The sequence below is a fragment of the Streptomyces sp. PA03-5A genome (assembly GCF_033792725.1).
Classification (GTDB): Bacteria; Actinomycetota; Actinomycetes; order Streptomycetales; family Streptomycetaceae; genus Actinacidiphila.
Genome location: NZ_JARAVL010000078.1, coordinates 1 through 14911, shown reverse-complemented (window position 1 = coordinate 14911; position 14911 = coordinate 1). Strand labels below are relative to the sequence as shown.

Below are 14911 nucleotides of genomic sequence, written 5' to 3'. Positions count from 1 at the left end.
CGCCGGAGCAGGACGCGCCGGGCAACGGCCGCCGTGCGCGACGGGCCCCCACCGCGGAGGCCCGGGCGACGCCGGAGCTCCCGGCGCTGCCGGCCGCCCCTTCGGTCCCCGCCACCCCGGCGACCGAGTGGCCGGAGGCCCAGGGCTCGGCCCGGCGCCCGCGCGGCATCGTGGAGAGCACCCCGCGCCCGTCGGCGATCGTCGACCCGCGGCGGCTTCCCCCGCCCACCCCGGCGCCGCTGCCGGAACCGCCGGCCGTCGAGCCGCCGATGATCCCCGAGCAGACGCAGCGCTCTCCGGAGCCACAGCCCGTGGTGCCGCCGCAGCCGCAGCCCATGGTCCCGCCGCAGGCACCGGCACCGGCGCCGGTGCAGCCCCAGCCGTCGTCCATGCCGAGCGACGGCGGTACGCAGGGCCGGGCCATCAGCGTGCGCACCCTCGGCCAGGGCGTCGCCTTCGCCCAGCAGATCAACGAGCAGGTCGCCCAGCCGTCGAGCGGCTCCGGGCGCCGGCGCAAGCTCGCCACCCCCGCGGAACCCGATGCACCCAAGGCCGTGGCACCCGCGGCCGTGAACGGCACGGAGACCCCCGGCCGGGCGTACGCCATAGGCGCTCCCACGGAGGCCACCGAGGGTCCCGAGCCGCTCGACGGCCCCAACGGCGCCGTCGACGTCACGGAGGAGACCGGCCCCGAGCCCGGGGCCGTGCTGGACGAGCCGCGCCGGCTGCTGGTCTGGCCGGAGCCGGACGTCTCCACCCGCCAGGCGCTGACGGACCGCGGCTACCGCCCGGTCATCGTCCGCTCGCGCGAGGAGGTCGACGCCCAGGTCTCCGATCCGCCCGCCGCGCTCTTCGTGGACCCGCTGACCGGGCCGATCACCCGTACGGCGCTGCAGTCGCTGCGCCAGGCTGCGGCGCAGGCCGAGGTGCCCGTCCTCGTCACGGCCGGGCTCGGCCAGGCCACCCGCGAGGCCGCGTACGGAGCCGATCCCGCCGTGCTGCTCAAGGCGCTGGCCCCGCGCGACAGCGAGCAGCACCCGCCGCGGGTGCTGCTGATCGAGGCCCACACGCCGATCGCCCAGGCCTTCACCGCCACGCTGGAACGGCGCGGGATGCACGTCGCGCACGCCCAGTCGGAGGCGGACGCGATGACGCTCGCCGCGCAGATGCACCCCAACCTCGTGGTGATGGACCTGATGCTCATCCGCCGCAGGCGCCAGGGCATCATCGACTGGCTGCGGGCGAACGGCAGGCTGGAACGCACGCCGATGGTCGTCTACACCGCGGTCGACATCGACCCTGCGGAGCTGCCGCGGCTGGCGTCCGGCGAGACGGTCCTCTTCCTCGCGGAGCGGTCGACCAGCACGGACGTCCAGGGGCGCATCGTCGACATGCTGGGAAAGATCGGCTCCTGAGGGCCCACCGCACGACGTGCGCCGGGCCCCGGGGGTGCGCCCCCCGGGGCCCGGCGCACGCGTGGGGCGTCGTCAGACGAGCTTGGTGACGTCCAGTTCTCCCGCCGCGTACTGGCGGCGGATCACCTTCTTGTCGAACTTGCCGACCGAGGTCTTCGGCACCGCCGGGATGACGGCCCAGCGCTCGGGCAGCTGCCAGCGGGCGACGCTCTCGCCGAGGAAGGCGCGCAGTTCCTCGTAGCCGACCGTGGTGCCGTCCTTGAGGACGACCGTGGCGAGCGGCCGCTCGCCCCAGCGCTCGTCGGGTACGGCCACCACCGCGGCCTCGGCGACGGCCGGGTGGGCCATGATGGCGTTCTCCAGCTCGACCGAGGAGATCCACTCGCCGCCCGACTTGATGACGTCCTTGGCGCGGTCGGTCAGCGTCAGGTAGCCGTCGTGGGTGATGGTGCCGACATCGCCGGTGCGCAGCCAGCCGTCGGGGCTGAACTTGTCCTCGGGGAGGAGCGCTTCGGCGTCGGCGCCGCCGTAGTAGGCCGCGGCGATCCACGGCCCGCGGACCTCCAGTTCGCCCGCGGACTCGCCGTCCCAGGGCAGCACCTCGCCGGACGGGCCGACCAGCCGGGCCTCCACGGAGGCGGGGAAGCGGCCCTGGGTGATCCGGTACGGCCACTCCTCCTCCTCGGTGAGGCCGGCCGGCGGGTGGGCCATGGTGCCCAGCGGGGAGGTCTCGGTCATCCCCCACGCGTGGAGGAGGCGGACGCCGAGCTTGTCGTACGCCTCCATCAGGGAGGGCGGGCAGGCGGAGCCGCCGATGGTGACGTGCCGCATGCTGGTGATGTCACGGGGCTTGGCGGCGAGTTCGGCGAGCAGGCCCTGCCAGATGGTGGGGACGGCGGCGGCGTGCGTGGGACGCTCGCCCTCGATCATCTCGGCGAGCGGGCCGGGCTGCAGGAAGCGGTCCGGCATCAGCATGTTGATGCCGGTCATGAAGGTGGCGTGCGGCAGGCCCCAGGCGTTGACGTGGAACTGGGGCACGACGACCAGGGTGGTGTCGGCGTCGGTCAGGCCCATCGACTCGGCCATGTTGACCTGCAGGGAGTGCAGGTAGATCGAACGGTGCGAGAACAGCACGCCCTTGGGGTCGCCGGTGGTGCCGGAGGTGTAGCACATGGCGGCCGCGGAACGCTCGTCCAGCTCGGGCCAGTCGTAGCGGTCCGGGCGGCCCTCGATGAGGGACTCGTACGTGTGCAGGGCGGGACGGCAGCCCTCCAGCGGCGAGGTGTCGCCGGGGCCGACGACGACCACGTGCTCGACCGACTCCATGGCCGGCAGCAGCGGTGCCAGCAGCGGTATCAAGGTGCCGTTGACCAGGACCACGCGGTCGGCGGCGTGGTTGGCGATGAAGACCAGCTGCTCGGCGGGGAGCCGGAGGTTGAGCGTGTGGAGGATCGCGCCCATGGAGGGGATCGCGAAGTACGCCTCGACGTGCTCCGCGTTGTTCCACATCAGGGTCGCTACGCGGTCGTCGCGCTGGACGCCGAGCTCGTCGCGCAGCGCGTGCGCGAGGCGGGCGGCGCGGGCCCCGATCTCGGCGAACGAGCGGCGCTGCGGCTCGCCTTCGCCGGTCCAGGTCGTGACCTGCGACCGGCCGTGCACGGTCGAGCCGTGGGTCAGGATCCGTGACACCAGCAGGGGAACATCCTGCATTGTGCTCAGCACCGGGCGCCTCCTCGTTGAAGCGGCTACGCGTGGGTAGGTGGGTGCTGAGATTCTGCTGGCATACCGAGCGGTATGTCACTACCCCAGGCGCAATTCGGGGTCCTCGCGGAGTTTGCCCAGGGCGCGCGACACCGCGCTCTTGACCGTGCCGACCGACACCCCGAGCGCCTCGGCGGTCTGCACCTCGCTCATGTCCTCGTAGTACCTGAGGACGACCATCGCCCGCTGGCGGGCCGGCAGCCGGGCGATCGCGCGCAGCAACGCGTCGCGCTGGGCCTGCTGCTCGGCCTCGTCGGGGCCGGTCACGGCGTGGCCGTGCGGCTCGGGGAGCTCGTCGGTGGCGTACTCCTCCACGCGGCGCCTGCGCCACTGCGAGGTGCGGGTGTTGACCAGCGTGCGGCGCACGTAGCCGTCCAGCGCCCGGTGGTCGTCTATCCGGTCCCACGCCAGGTAGGTCTTGGTCAGGGCGGTCTGCAGCAGGTCCTCGGCGTCGCAGGGGTTGGCGGTGAGCGAGCGCGCGGTCCGCAGCAGCGCCGGGCCCTTGGCCCGGACGTAGCGGGTGAACTGGGCCTGCGAGGCGCTGGTGCACACGGGCGTCGTCATGGCTCCACGCTAGGAGCCGGTCCGGGTGCGGGGGATCCGCCGCAGGTGCCGAAGCGGGGTCACCCTGAAGTCGTAGGGCGGGGGCCCGCCCCACCTCCGGAGGGCTGAGGCGGCACCCGCCGCCCCTACGGGTCGCCCCGCAGGGGCGGCGTCCTCGCGGCCGCCCGCCGCGTCATCCGACGACGGCCACCGGCCCGTCCAGCCGGTTGCGGTCGATCGCCAGCCGCCGGCCGCCGTGCTTCTCGCGCACGCTGCCCGAGTACTGGTGGATGCGCCCGTGCGGATGCCAGGCGTCCCGGCCGAGGACGGGTTCGCCGCGCACCGCGGGCTTGCCCTGCCAGCGGGCGAACCAGACGGCGCGCGGCAGGTCGTCGTAGCCCTCCCGGCGGGCCCGCTCGACGTGCCGGATGCCGGACTCCGAACTGCTGTAGAGGCCCGGCAGGTAGCCGGCGTCGTCGACCTCGCGGTCCCAGGCCCGGATGAAGTCGAGGGTCTGGTCGGCGCAGCGGGACCGCTTGACGTTGTACGCCTCCATGTCGAGGTAGAGCGCGCTGCCCTCCTCGAAGCCGAGGGCGGCGGCCCTGCGCACGGCGTCCCAGCCCTCGCTCGCGCCCTGGCCCCAGGGGTCGTCGGTGCTCATCCGGTGGTTGCGCAGATGTCTGCCGCGTACGCAGGGCGACTGCGAGCCGACGTAGATCGGCAGGATGCGCCAGCCCATGCGGTGCACCGAGCGCACCCAGGTGCGGTTGAGGTGCCGCTGGGTGCTGCAGGCACGGGCGCGGCCGCCGTAGTAGACGCCGACGGCGCGGTACTTGGAGCGCAGCCAGGCCCGCATCGTGGACAGCGGCGGCGTGCGGCAGGTGTCGAAGCCGTAGCCGCGGTAGACGCGGGCCGGGCCGGCCCCGGACGGGGCGCGTTCCTCACCGCCGAGGCCGTAGGGGAGGTCCAGGCCGTCGAGGAGACCCGTGTCGGCGAAGCCGAACGGGTCGTCGTCACCGCCGTCACCGGGCGCCCGGGCGGGCCGGGCGGGCAGGTACGTCCGGACCGCGCCCGGCGTGGCAGCCGTCACCGAGGCCGGCTTGGCGACCGGCGCGGCGGGACGCGGCACGACGGCCTCGGCCGCGGTGGGACCGGCCAGGAGGCAGGCCAGCACCATCGCCACGATCGCCCCGTGTCGGATGATCGGCTTGTGTTCGCGCATGGGTCGAGTGAACGCAGGCGGCTGCCCGCGAACGGGGCAGCCACGCCCCGCTGTCAGCCGTACGCAGCAACGCCCGGCCCCGGATGGGCCGCCGGTGCCGGGGCCGGCTCAGTCCGCCGCGCCCAGCAGCAGTCCCGAGGTCGGCACCCCCGTACCGGCCGTGACGAGGACGTGGGCCGCGCCGGGGACCTGGTTGACGCTGGTGCCGCGCACCTGCCGCACCGCCTCGGCGATGCCGTTCATGCCGTGCAGGTACGCCTCGCCGAGCTGCCCGCCGTGGGTGTTGACGGGCAGCCTCCCGCCCCGTTCCAGACCGCCGTCGGCGGCGAAGGCGGCCGCCTCTCCGCGCCCGCAGAATCCGTACTCCTCCAGCTGCATCAGGACGAAGGGGGTGAAGTGGTCGTAGAGCACGGCGGTGTCGACGTCCTGCGGCCGTAGGCCGGAGGTCCGCCACAACTGGCGGGCCACGACCGCCGACTCGGGGAGCCCGCACAGGTCCTGGTCCGGCCGGTAGTAGCCGGTCATCTGCTCCTGGCCGCGCCCCGCGCCCTGGGCGGCCGCCCTGATCACCGCGGGCGGGTGCCGCAGGTCCCGGGCGCGCTCGGCGGAGGTGACGACCAGGGCCTGACCCCCGTCGGTCTCCTGGCAGCAGTCGAGCAGGCGCAGCGGCTCGACGATCCACCGCGACGCGGCGTGGTCGGCCAGGGTGATGGGCCGGCGGTGGAAGTACGCGGCCGGGTTGGTCGCGGCGTGCCGGCGCCCGGCGACGGCGACATGACCGAAAACCTCTGGTTCGAGCCCGTACGTGTGGAGATAGCGCTGTGCCGACATGGCGACCCAGGACGCGGGGGTGAGCAGCCCGGACGGCAGGTTGACGCCGAGCGCCGCGCCCTCCGCCGAGGGTTCGCGCTGCTGGACGCCGGAGCCGAAGCGGCGGCCCGAGCGCTCGTTGAAGGCCCGGTAGCAGACGACGACGTCCGCGACGCCGGTCGCGACGGCCATCGCGGCCTGCTGCACGGTGGCGCAGGCCGCCCCGCCCCCGTAGTGGATCCGGGAGAAGAAGCCGAGTTCACCGATGCCGGCCGCCTGGGCGACGGTGATCTCCGGGCTGGTGTCCATCGTGAAGGTGACCATGCCGTCGACGTCGTCCGGCGTCAGCCCGGCGTCCTCGACCGCCGCGCGCACGGCCTCCACGGCGAGCTTCAGTTCGCTGCGCCCGGAGTCCTTGGAGAACTCCGTCGCGCCGATCCCCGCGATCGCGGCCCGTCCGCCCAGGCCGTCGCGCCGGCGTACGCTCATCCGCCCCCCACCTCCAGCACCGCGGTGCCCGTGACGTGCCGCCCCCGCCCGACCGCGCCGATGACCTCGACCGTCGCCTCCGTGCCGCGTACCGCCGTGACGCTCCCGGTGAGCACCAGCTCGTCGCCGGGGTGCGCCGGTGCGCCCAGCCGTACGCGCAGTGAGCGGAGCACCGCCGAAGGACCGAAGTGCCCGGCGAGGTACCGGCCGACGAGCCCGCCCGTGGTGAGGATGTTCAGGAAGACGTCCGGCGAGCCCTTGGCCCGCGCCGCGTCGGGGTCGTGGTGCACGTCCTGGAAGTCGCGGGTGGCGATCGCCCCGGCGACGACCAGCGTCCGCGTGACGGGGATCCGAAGCTCCGGCAGGACGTCGCCCGCCCGCGCCCCCGGTCCGGTCATCTCACACCTCCGCGCGGAAGACGGGCACGGCCGGCTCCCCGTCGGCCTGCCGGAATTCGAGCGTCACCGGCATGCCGATGCGCACCTTCTCGTACGGCACGCCGACCACGCCGCCGAGCAGGCGGACCCCTTCGGCCAGTTCGACCAGGGCGACCGCGTACGGCGGGTCGAAGGCGGGGAACGGCGGGTGGTGCACGACGACGCGGCTGAAGACGGTGCCGCGCCCGCAGGCCGGTACCGTGTCCCAGGCGTCGGAGCCGCAGCTGTTGCAGCCGGGGAGCCACGGCAGCCTCAGGGTTCCGCAGGAGGAGCAGCGTTGGATGAGCAACTCGTGCCGCCCGACGCCCTCCCAGTACCCGGCGTTGTCCCGGTTGACGACCGGGCGGGGCCGTCGCGGCCGCCCGCCCGGCGCCGGCGCGGGTGCGTACTTGAGGATGCGGAAGCGGTGGCGGCCGGCGAGTTCGCCGTCCGCCCTGACGTCCATGCGCGTGGTGACGAAGTGGCCGCTGCCGAGGCGGGTGGTCTTGCGCGGCGACACGGATTCGATCACCGCGTCGAAGGTGATCCGCTCGCCGGGGCGCAGCGGCCGCAGGTACTCCTGCTCGCAGTCGGTGGCGACGACCGCGGTGCAGCCGGCCTCGTCGAGCAGCGCGAGCAGTTCGTCGTAGGCGCCGGCGCGGCCGGCCACGGCGACGTCTCCCGGCCCGGGGAGCCCGCGCATGGTCCACACCTGGAGCATGGGGGCGGGTGCCGTGCCGTCCTGCGGGACGGGATGGCCCAGCGCCTCGCACCAGTGCCTGATCATAGGCCGGTTCACGGGGTCCTTGCCCTCGCCCGCGACGGCGGCGGGGCGCCCCTCGTACGTCACCAGCCGCTCGTACAGGTCGTCGGTCGTCATCGTCGCCGCCACCGCCCCCAGTTTCTGACTGATCGTCAGATTGGCGAGGAAGCGGCACCGCTGTCAAGACGCCCGGACGGAAGGCGTTGTCCACAGGCTGTGGACAACGCCGGACGTGACTGCGCGACGGCAGTGAGGTTGCCGTCGCGCAGTCGACCCTTCAGCCCCCCGGCCCGCCCCGGCGGCGGACCGGCCCGCTCACCCCATGGGGCCGAAGTGGATGCTGAGCGTCGGCTGGTTGATGGTGGTGAAGGCCGAACCCACCACACTGGCCGTGCTGTTCTGGTTCGAGGCCCCCGCCCCGGTCGCCGCCTGCTGCGTCGTCGTCACCGTCCCGAAGTTGTCGCGGCCCACGTTGCCGCCGCTGTTGCTCACCACGGTCGCGTTGGACGTGCCACCCGCCACGGCGCCGTTGTCGGCCACCGCCGTGCCGGCGAACAGCGCCGCCACGAGCGGCAGCGCGGCCAGGGCGGACACGACTCGGGCGGTACGGATGCTTGCCATGTGTTTCCCTCCGAGGAGTGGATACGAGGTGCGCGGTGCGGCCGGCCGACCGCTCCGCCGGCTCTGCGACGTCGCCGCAAGCAGAGTTGCCCAGCACCACGACGGACAAGCCGGACCTTGATCCCTTTCGCTCGCAAGCGTGACGATCTGTCGACAAACCTCCACAACCGCCGCCGCTGACCGCCCGCCCGCGTCCCGGCCACCACAACCCGGGCCCGGCGGGCGCGGAATCGTTACGGCACGACTTTCGGCCAACCTCGGCGGACCGGTCCTCCCCGCCGGCGCCGCCGCCGCCCGGGTGGCCACCACGGCGCCGTTCGGGCGGATGCCGCACCTCCCCGGTGCGTGGCGCGCCGGGAGGCGGCCGTCCGCTTCCTACGCTCCGGCTGACGGACCCCCGCTGCCCGTCGCGCCCCGCGCCCGGACGTCCCCGCCCGGCCGCACCGCTTCCCCAGGGGAGAGATGTGACCCGGTCCCGCGCCCGGACCCCGCTGACCCGGCTGGTCGCCGCACTGCTCCTCGCCGCCGCCTGGCTCGCCGGCTGCGCGGGGCACGCCCCGTCCGGGCACCCCCACGCCCCGGACCGGCCCGCCCCGCAGGACCGGCAGGCGCCCCCGGCGGGACCCGGCCCACGGCTGCAGGACCCCCCGGAACTGGTCAGCCGCGACGGGGTCCTCAAGGCGGCCATCGTCGTCGAGCGCCGCAAGGTCCGGGTCGGCGACCACCGGCTGTACGCCCTCACCTACAACGGGAGGTACATGCCGCCGACGCTGCGCGTACGGCCCGGCGACCGCATCGACCTCACCATGACCAACCGGGTGCGCGAGGACACCAACGTCCACGTGCACGGGCTCCACGTCTCACCGCGCAGCCCCGCGGACGACATCTTCATCGCCATCACGTACGGCCGGAGCCACCACTACACCTACCGGCTGCCGCGCACCATCACGCCCGGCACCTACTGGTACCACTCGCACGCCGACATGATGTCCGCCGCCCAGGTCGCGGGCGGGGAGTCGGGCGTCATCGTCGTGGACGGCCTGCGGCGGTACCTGCCCCCGTCCCTGCGCGGGATCACCGAGCACGTCGTCGCGCTCAAGGACTTCCAGATCCACGGCGACGCGATCAGGACCCATAAACTGAAGATCGGGACGCGCACCAACCGCACCGTCAACGGGCAGCAGAACCCGGTGATCGGCCTCCGGCCCGGCGAGACCCAGTTGTGGCGGCTGGCCAACATCGGCGCCAACATCTACTACCGCCTGCACCTGAAGGGCAGCCGCTTCCACGTGATCGCGCAGGACGGCTACCCGGTCCGCAGGGTCTACGCCGCGGACACGCTGGTCATCGCCGCCGGCGCCCGGTTCGACGTCCTGGTGCAGGGCGGCAGCCGGCCCGGCACCACGACGCTGGAGACCCTCGCCTACGACACCGGCAAGGCCGGCAACCGGTTCCCCCGCACCGACCTGGCCACCGTCGTGACCGGCGGCGCCCCCGTGACCCCGGCGCGGATCCCGACGGACTTCGCGCCCAACGAGGACCTGGCGCACGCCACGGTCGCGGACCGCAAGACGGTGGTGTTCACCGAGAACGCGGCGGGCGACGTGTTCTACGTCAACGGCCGGACCTACGCGCCGGACCGGGTGGACTTCACCTCCGTCCTCGGCACCGTCGAGGAGTGGACCGTCCGCAACGACAGCGACGAGGAGCACTCCTTCCACGTCCACACCAACCAGTTCCAGCTGATGAGCACCAACGGGAAGGCCGGCGACCCGGACCACCGCTGGTTCGACACGGTCAACGTGCCCGCCCGCGGCAGGGTCGTGATCCGCATCCCCTTCACGGACTTCACCGGCCGGACGGTGCTGCACTGCCACATCCTCAACCACGAGGACATGGGCATGATGGCCGTGCTCGACATCGTCCCGCCCCGTCCCCGCGGCAAGTGAGCGGCCCCGCGGCGAGTGACCGTCCGCGTCAGCGCGTGCCGAAGCGCCGCGCCGCCGCCACGACCGCCTCCCCCATGGTGGGGCTGCCCGTGTGACCGGAGTCGTCGATCACCTGGAGCTCCGCGTCGGGCCACGCCTTCGCCAGCTCCCACGCGGTCGTCAGCGGACTGCCCAGGTCGAGACGCCCGTGGATCAGCACCCCCGGTATCCCGGCGAGCCGGTGCGCGTCCCGCAGCAACTGCCCCTCCTCCAGCCAGGCGCCGTTGGCGAAGTAGTGCGCGCAGATCCGCACGAAGGCGACCAGGTCGTCGTCCGGCCGGTCACCGTAGGCCCCCGGCTTGCCGTTGGTCTCATGGGCGATGACCGCGTCCTCCCAGGTGACCCAGTCGCGTACGGCCTTCTCCCGCGCCGCGGCGTCCGGGCCGTTCAGCAGCCGGTCGTACGCGGCCGGCAGGTTCCCGTCCCGCTCACCGGGCGGCACCCCGTCCCGGAACGTCTCCCACGGCCCCGGCACCAGCCGGGCCACGCCGCGGTAGAGCCAGTCGATCTCCTCCCGCCGGGTCGTGGTGACCCCGACGATCACGATCTCCGACACCCGCTCCGGGTACCGCTGCGCGTACGCCAGGATCAGCGTCGAGCCCCACGAACCGCCGTACAGCATCCACCGGTCGACGCCCAGGTGCTCGCGCAGCCGCTCCATGTCGGCGATCAGGTGCTCGGTCGTGTTGTGCTCGAGCGACACCGCCGGGTCCGAGGCGTGCGGCAGGCTCTGCCCGCACCCCCGCTGGTCGAACAGCACGATCCGGTAGACCTCGGGATCGAAGGTCTTCTTGCTGCCCCGCTTCCCCCCGGAGCCCGGTCCCCCGTGCACGCACAGGACCGGCTTGCCGTCCGGGTTCCCGCTGGTCTCCCAGTAGACGCGCTGCCCGTCCCCGACGTCGAGCAGCCCCGACGCGTACGGCTCGATCAGCGGAAACCCCGCTGCTGCCATCACGATCCCCTCCTCCGCACCGGCGAACGACCCCGCGAGGCTACCGGTCCTCACTCGGGGCCCGAGCGGGGCCGGGGGAAGGACCCGGGCTCCGCCGGTCCGTCCTCCTCGCCCGCGGCGGAGGGGCGGTACCGGTCCAGGGCCGGCAGGTCGGGCACCAGATGGGCGTGGGCACGGCACACGGCCGCGGTCTCGGCGATCGACACCAGCGGGGTGCGGATGTGGGACCAGCCCCCTGAGGCGTCGCCCGCCACCGCGACCCCCACCCGGTCCGGGGCGATGGCGGTCGCGGCGGCCATCGCCTCGGACGAGATGTCGCCCAGGCCCACCTCGGCGGTCTGCTTGTTGACGCGGTGCACGACGCGACCGGAGAGCTGGGACCGGAGCGTCGCGGCGCCCTTGCCGAGCTCCACCCCGAAGCGCTGCCCGCAGATCTCCAGGTAGATGCCGACCGCGCGGGCCCGCTGCGCCAGCCGGATCAGGTTCGCCACCATGCGGTCCCGGCGTTCCTCGTCCTTCTTCGTCGTGCTGAGGAACAGTTCGGCGACCTCGTCGACCAGCACCACGACGGGCACCGGCCGCACGTACGCGGGCAGCCCCCAGATGTCGGAGGCCACCTCCTCCTCCGGGGCGTCCAGCGCCGTGCGCTGGCACTCCTTGAGCACCGCGAACCGGTGCTCCATCTCCCCCACCAGCGCGTCCAGCAGCTCCGCCGCCTGCTCCCGGTCGGTCGCCAGGGCCGACAGCCGGGACGCGTACGGGATCTGCTCCACCCCGCCCTTGCAGTCGATCCCGACCAGGGCCACGGGCAACCGGGCCAGGTTCATGATCAGGTTGCGCTGGTACACCGACTTGCCCGACTGGTTCGCCCCGAGGGTGAGCGCGTGCGGGATCTCCCGGTAGTTCCGCACGAAGGCGGTCCCGTCGTCCCGCAGCGCCACCGGCACCACCATCGGGCCGGACGGCAGGCGGCGCGGCATCCGTACGTCGCGGAGCACGTCGTAGCCGGTCATCCGCAACTCGACCACCCCGGGGCCGAGCTCGACCACGTGCACCGCGTGCACGCCCCACGCGTGGCGCAACCGGTTGGACGCCGCGGCCACATCGGCCGGCTCCAGCCCGCCCGGCAGGCGCAGCCGCACCCGCATGCCGGTCAGCGAACCGCCCACCCGGCGGATCCTCGGCGGCACCGGCCGCACCTCCCTGCGCCCCGCCGCACGCCCCGCCAACGCCCGCGCCCACGACGGCGGTACGGCCAGCCCGCATGCCGCCATCGTGGAACCGTAGGTCGACAGGAACCGCCCCCAGGCCAGCGGCAGCCCGAACAGCAGCCAGAACGCCACCGGGAACCGTCGACGGGCATAGGCCAGGCCACCGGCCGAGGCCAGCAGCACACCCAGGAGCGCGACACCCGTCATGGTGATCAGCCCTTGCCGTTCGGGACGGCGGCCGGGACCGGCGCGGTGACCGCCCGCGGCACGCGAGCAGATCCCATGCCCGGTTTGACCGTTAAGCGTATTCTCTCACCCCCGCCCCCACCGTCCCGTCACCGACACCGGCGGTTCGCCGGACGGCCGACCCCGACAGGGCCGGCGTACGCGGCGTCGAGGCGTTCACCCATCCCCGCCGCATGAAGAAGGGGCGCCCCCGTGTCTTGGGGCACCCCTTCCGTCCAGCGCATTCGCCGGCCCGGTGCGGAGAGCGTGGGGCGTGAGCCACGGTGACATCGCCGCCAGGACGGTTCTCAAGACCTTCCCCCCAGCGTGTAGGCGACCAATAAAGCCCCTGCTCAGGACCGAGGTTCGGCCTCCGGCGATCCGGCCGGCACACCGTCGCACTCGTCCGGGGACTGTTGCGGCGGTGCCGTTCAGGCACGCGGGGCTCGCGCCGTGGTCACAACTGGCATCACTCGCCCAGTTCGCCAGGCGTCCCCGCCTGGATGAAGGTACGAACCAGGAGCCAGGCGCGATCGACAGCCAGGACGACATCGCCGCTGAAGACAACCAGGTCGTCCATGACCGGGACTTCGACCACGGCATCCGCCGCGGCGGTGCCATCGCCGCGGAGAAGGGACGACCTGTCCGCGTCATCGCACAGATGGATGACCGCTTGATCACCGCGAAAGCCCAGAGCCAGCAGGGGAAAGCCACCGCCTGGCAGCCGGACTTCGACGTACCCCTGGCCACGGGTGCGCAGTTCGCCGACACGCTCCGCCAGAGCCGCCACGTCCGAGCGCCTCTCCGATTCCGGCGCGGTCGCCGCCCACATCACGCTCATCCCCGCGCCTCCTGCGTGCACCCCGCTACCCGAAGTTCAGCACGGTCCGGTCTCCGACCATCGTGCACGAAGAAGGGGCGCCCCCGTGTCTTGGGGCACCCCTTCTGTCCAGCGCCTTCGCCGGCCTGTGCGGAGAGTGTGGGATTTGAACCCACGGTGACATCGCTGCCACGACGGTTTTCAAGACCGTTCCCTTAGGCCGCTCGGGCAACTCTCCCCGCGCCGCGAGGTCCGGCTGGTGGGCCGGGCGGCGCGGGGACAGCCTAACGGGTCGGCTCAGCTGCTGCTGTCGCCCTTGCGTTCGCCGAGAGTGAGGGTGGCGGTACGGGTCTGACCGTCACGGGTGTACGTGAGGTTGACCTTCTCGCCGGGCTCGTGCTGCCAGATCTCGCCGATGAGGGTGGGGCTGGAGTCGACCACGGTGTCGTCGAACTTGGTGATGACGTCGCCGGAGCGCAGGCCCGCCTGGTCGGCGGGGCCGCCGGAGGTGACGGCGTCGGCGCCGGTGGCGATCTTGGCTCCCTCGCCGCTGTAGCTGGAGTCGACGTGGACGCCGATGACGGCGTAGACGGGCTCGCCGTTCTTGATCAGGTCCTGGGCGACGCGGCGGGCCTGGTCGATCGGGATGGCGAAGCCCAGGCCCACGCTGCCGGACTGGGAGGTGCCGTCGCTGCCGGTGGACTGGATCGCGGAGTTGATGCCGATGACAGCGCCCTCGGAGTTCAGGAGGGGGCCGCCGGAGTTGCCGGGGTTGATCGAGGCATCGGTCTGTATGGCGCTCATGTAGGAGGCGTTGGACCCCTCCCCGTCGCTGGAGGCGATGGGGCGGTGCAGGGCGCTGACGATGCCGGTGGTGACGGTGCCGGAGAGCCCGAAGGGGGCGCCGATGGCGATGGTGGAGTCGCCGACGGCCACCTTGTCGGAGTCGCCGACGGCGAGCGGGGTGAGCTTGTCGGGGGTGACCCCCTTGAGCTTGACGACGGCGACGTCGTAGCCCTGGGCGCGGCCGACGACCTCGGCCTCGTACTTCTTGCCGTCGGAGAACGTGGCGGTGAGCTTGCCGCCGTCGGCGGCGGGGGCCACGACGTGGTTGTTGGTGAGGATGTGGCCCTCCTTGTCGTAGACGAAGCCGGTGCCGGTGCCGCTCTCCTGGCGGCCGGTGGCCTCGATCGTGACGACGCTGGGGAGGGCCTGCTTGGCGATGCCCGCGACCGAGTCGGCGGCACGGCTGAGGTCCTTGGGGTTGCCGACCGAGGAGACGGTGGTCGAGGAGGAGCTGTCGTTGCGGTCCGCGGCCCAGAAGCCGACCCCGCCGCCGATGCCGCCCGCGACGAGCGCGGCGACCAGGACGGCGGCGACCAGGCCGCCGTTGCCGCGCTTCTTGGGCGCGGGGGCGGCCGGCACCGGCGTGCCCCACACCGGGCCCACCGGACCGGACGGGCCCATGGGCCCGGAGGGCCCGACGGGACCGCCGTACGGCTGGGTGGGCGGCGGGGCGACCGGCGGCAGGGGCGCGGTGCGCACCTCGGCGGGCGGTGCCGCGGGGGCCGCCGGGGGAGCGGCCTGGGGCCCGGCGGGAGGCCCGGCGGGGTGAGCTGCCGGAGGCGCCACCGCGACGGGTTCCGCGGACGCCGGCGCCGCGGGGGCCGCGGGG

At 73.6% G+C, this 14911-nt stretch carries 13 protein-coding genes and 1 tRNA gene; 2 read left to right on the top strand and 12 right to left on the bottom strand.

Going from position 1 to position 14911, the window contains the following annotated elements; all coding sequences use genetic code 11:
* Nucleotides 1-1415 (top strand): response regulator (locus PV410_RS44430; RefSeq protein ID WP_500332367.1); only part of this gene is annotated, 1415 nt, incomplete at its 5' end.
* Nucleotides 1416-1487: 72 nt separating this feature from the next.
* Here the strand turns inward: PV410_RS44430 and PV410_RS44425 are convergent.
* From PV410_RS44425 to PV410_RS44395, 7 genes are all read right to left on the bottom strand, one after another.
* Complete coding sequence (locus tag PV410_RS44425; protein ID WP_500332366.1) at nt 1488-3137, bottom strand: long-chain fatty acid--CoA ligase; 1650 nt, start codon at nt 3135-3137, stop codon at nt 1488-1490.
* Between the two features lie 78 nt (nt 3138-3215).
* The gene (locus PV410_RS44420) at nt 3216-3740 is read right to left on the bottom strand and encodes a SigE family RNA polymerase sigma factor (RefSeq protein WP_500332365.1); all 525 of its coding nucleotides are present in this window, start codon (nt 3738-3740) and stop codon (nt 3216-3218) included.
* Nucleotides 3741-3912: 172 nt separating this feature from the next.
* Nucleotides 3913-4941 carry a DUF1906 domain-containing protein gene (locus PV410_RS44415; RefSeq protein ID WP_500332364.1) on the bottom strand — a complete coding sequence of 343 codons (1029 nt, stop codon included), beginning with the start codon at nt 4939-4941 and terminating at the stop codon, nt 3913-3915.
* Nucleotides 4942-5049: 108 nt separating this feature from the next.
* Nucleotides 5050-6240, bottom strand: coding sequence for a lipid-transfer protein (locus PV410_RS44410; protein WP_499512972.1), 1191 nt, complete (start codon nt 6238-6240; stop codon nt 5050-5052).
* The gene (locus PV410_RS44405; protein WP_500332363.1) at nt 6237-6638 is read right to left on the bottom strand and encodes a MaoC/PaaZ C-terminal domain-containing protein; all 402 of its coding nucleotides are present in this window, start codon (nt 6636-6638) and stop codon (nt 6237-6239) included. The genes PV410_RS44410 and PV410_RS44405 overlap by 4 nt, the downstream gene beginning before the upstream one ends.
* Before the next feature lies 1 nt (nt 6639).
* Nucleotides 6640-7536 carry a bifunctional MaoC family dehydratase N-terminal/OB-fold nucleic acid binding domain-containing protein gene (locus PV410_RS44400; protein ID WP_500332362.1) on the bottom strand — a complete coding sequence of 299 codons (897 nt, stop codon included), beginning with the start codon at nt 7534-7536 and terminating at the stop codon, nt 6640-6642.
* A 198-nt stretch (nt 7537-7734) separates the two neighbouring features.
* Nucleotides 7735-8040 (bottom strand): hypothetical protein, encoded by a 306-nt coding sequence (locus PV410_RS44395; protein ID WP_500332361.1) that lies wholly within the window; start codon nt 8038-8040, stop codon nt 7735-7737.
* Nucleotides 8041-8504: 464 nt separating this feature from the next.
* On the opposite strand from PV410_RS44395, the gene PV410_RS44390 reads away from it, so the two are divergent.
* A complete protein-coding gene (locus PV410_RS44390; RefSeq protein ID WP_500332360.1) occupies nt 8505-9989 on the top strand; it encodes a multicopper oxidase family protein in 1485 nt (494 codons plus the stop codon).
* A gap of 28 nt (nt 9990-10017) precedes the next feature.
* Here PV410_RS44390 and pip read toward each other — a convergent pair whose 3' ends face one another.
* The 5 genes from pip to PV410_RS44365 form a co-directional block, all read right to left on the bottom strand.
* Complete coding sequence (gene pip, locus PV410_RS44385) at nt 10018-10980, bottom strand: prolyl aminopeptidase (protein WP_500332359.1); 963 nt, start codon at nt 10978-10980, stop codon at nt 10018-10020.
* A 50-nt stretch (nt 10981-11030) separates the two neighbouring features.
* A complete protein-coding gene (locus tag PV410_RS44380; RefSeq protein ID WP_500332358.1) occupies nt 11031-12398 on the bottom strand; it encodes an FtsK/SpoIIIE domain-containing protein in 1368 nt (455 codons plus the stop codon).
* A gap of 487 nt (nt 12399-12885) precedes the next feature.
* On the bottom strand, nt 12886-13257 hold the full coding sequence (locus PV410_RS44375) for a hypothetical protein (RefSeq protein WP_500332357.1): 372 nt from the start codon (nt 13255-13257) through the stop codon (nt 12886-12888).
* A gap of 130 nt (nt 13258-13387) precedes the next feature.
* Nucleotides 13388-13474: transfer RNA gene (locus tag PV410_RS44370), tRNA-Ser, on the bottom strand.
* A 59-nt stretch (nt 13475-13533) separates the two neighbouring features.
* Nucleotides 13534-14911, bottom strand: a 1378-nt coding sequence (locus tag PV410_RS44365) for a S1C family serine protease (protein ID WP_500332356.1), incomplete at its 5' end; no start/stop codon positions are given.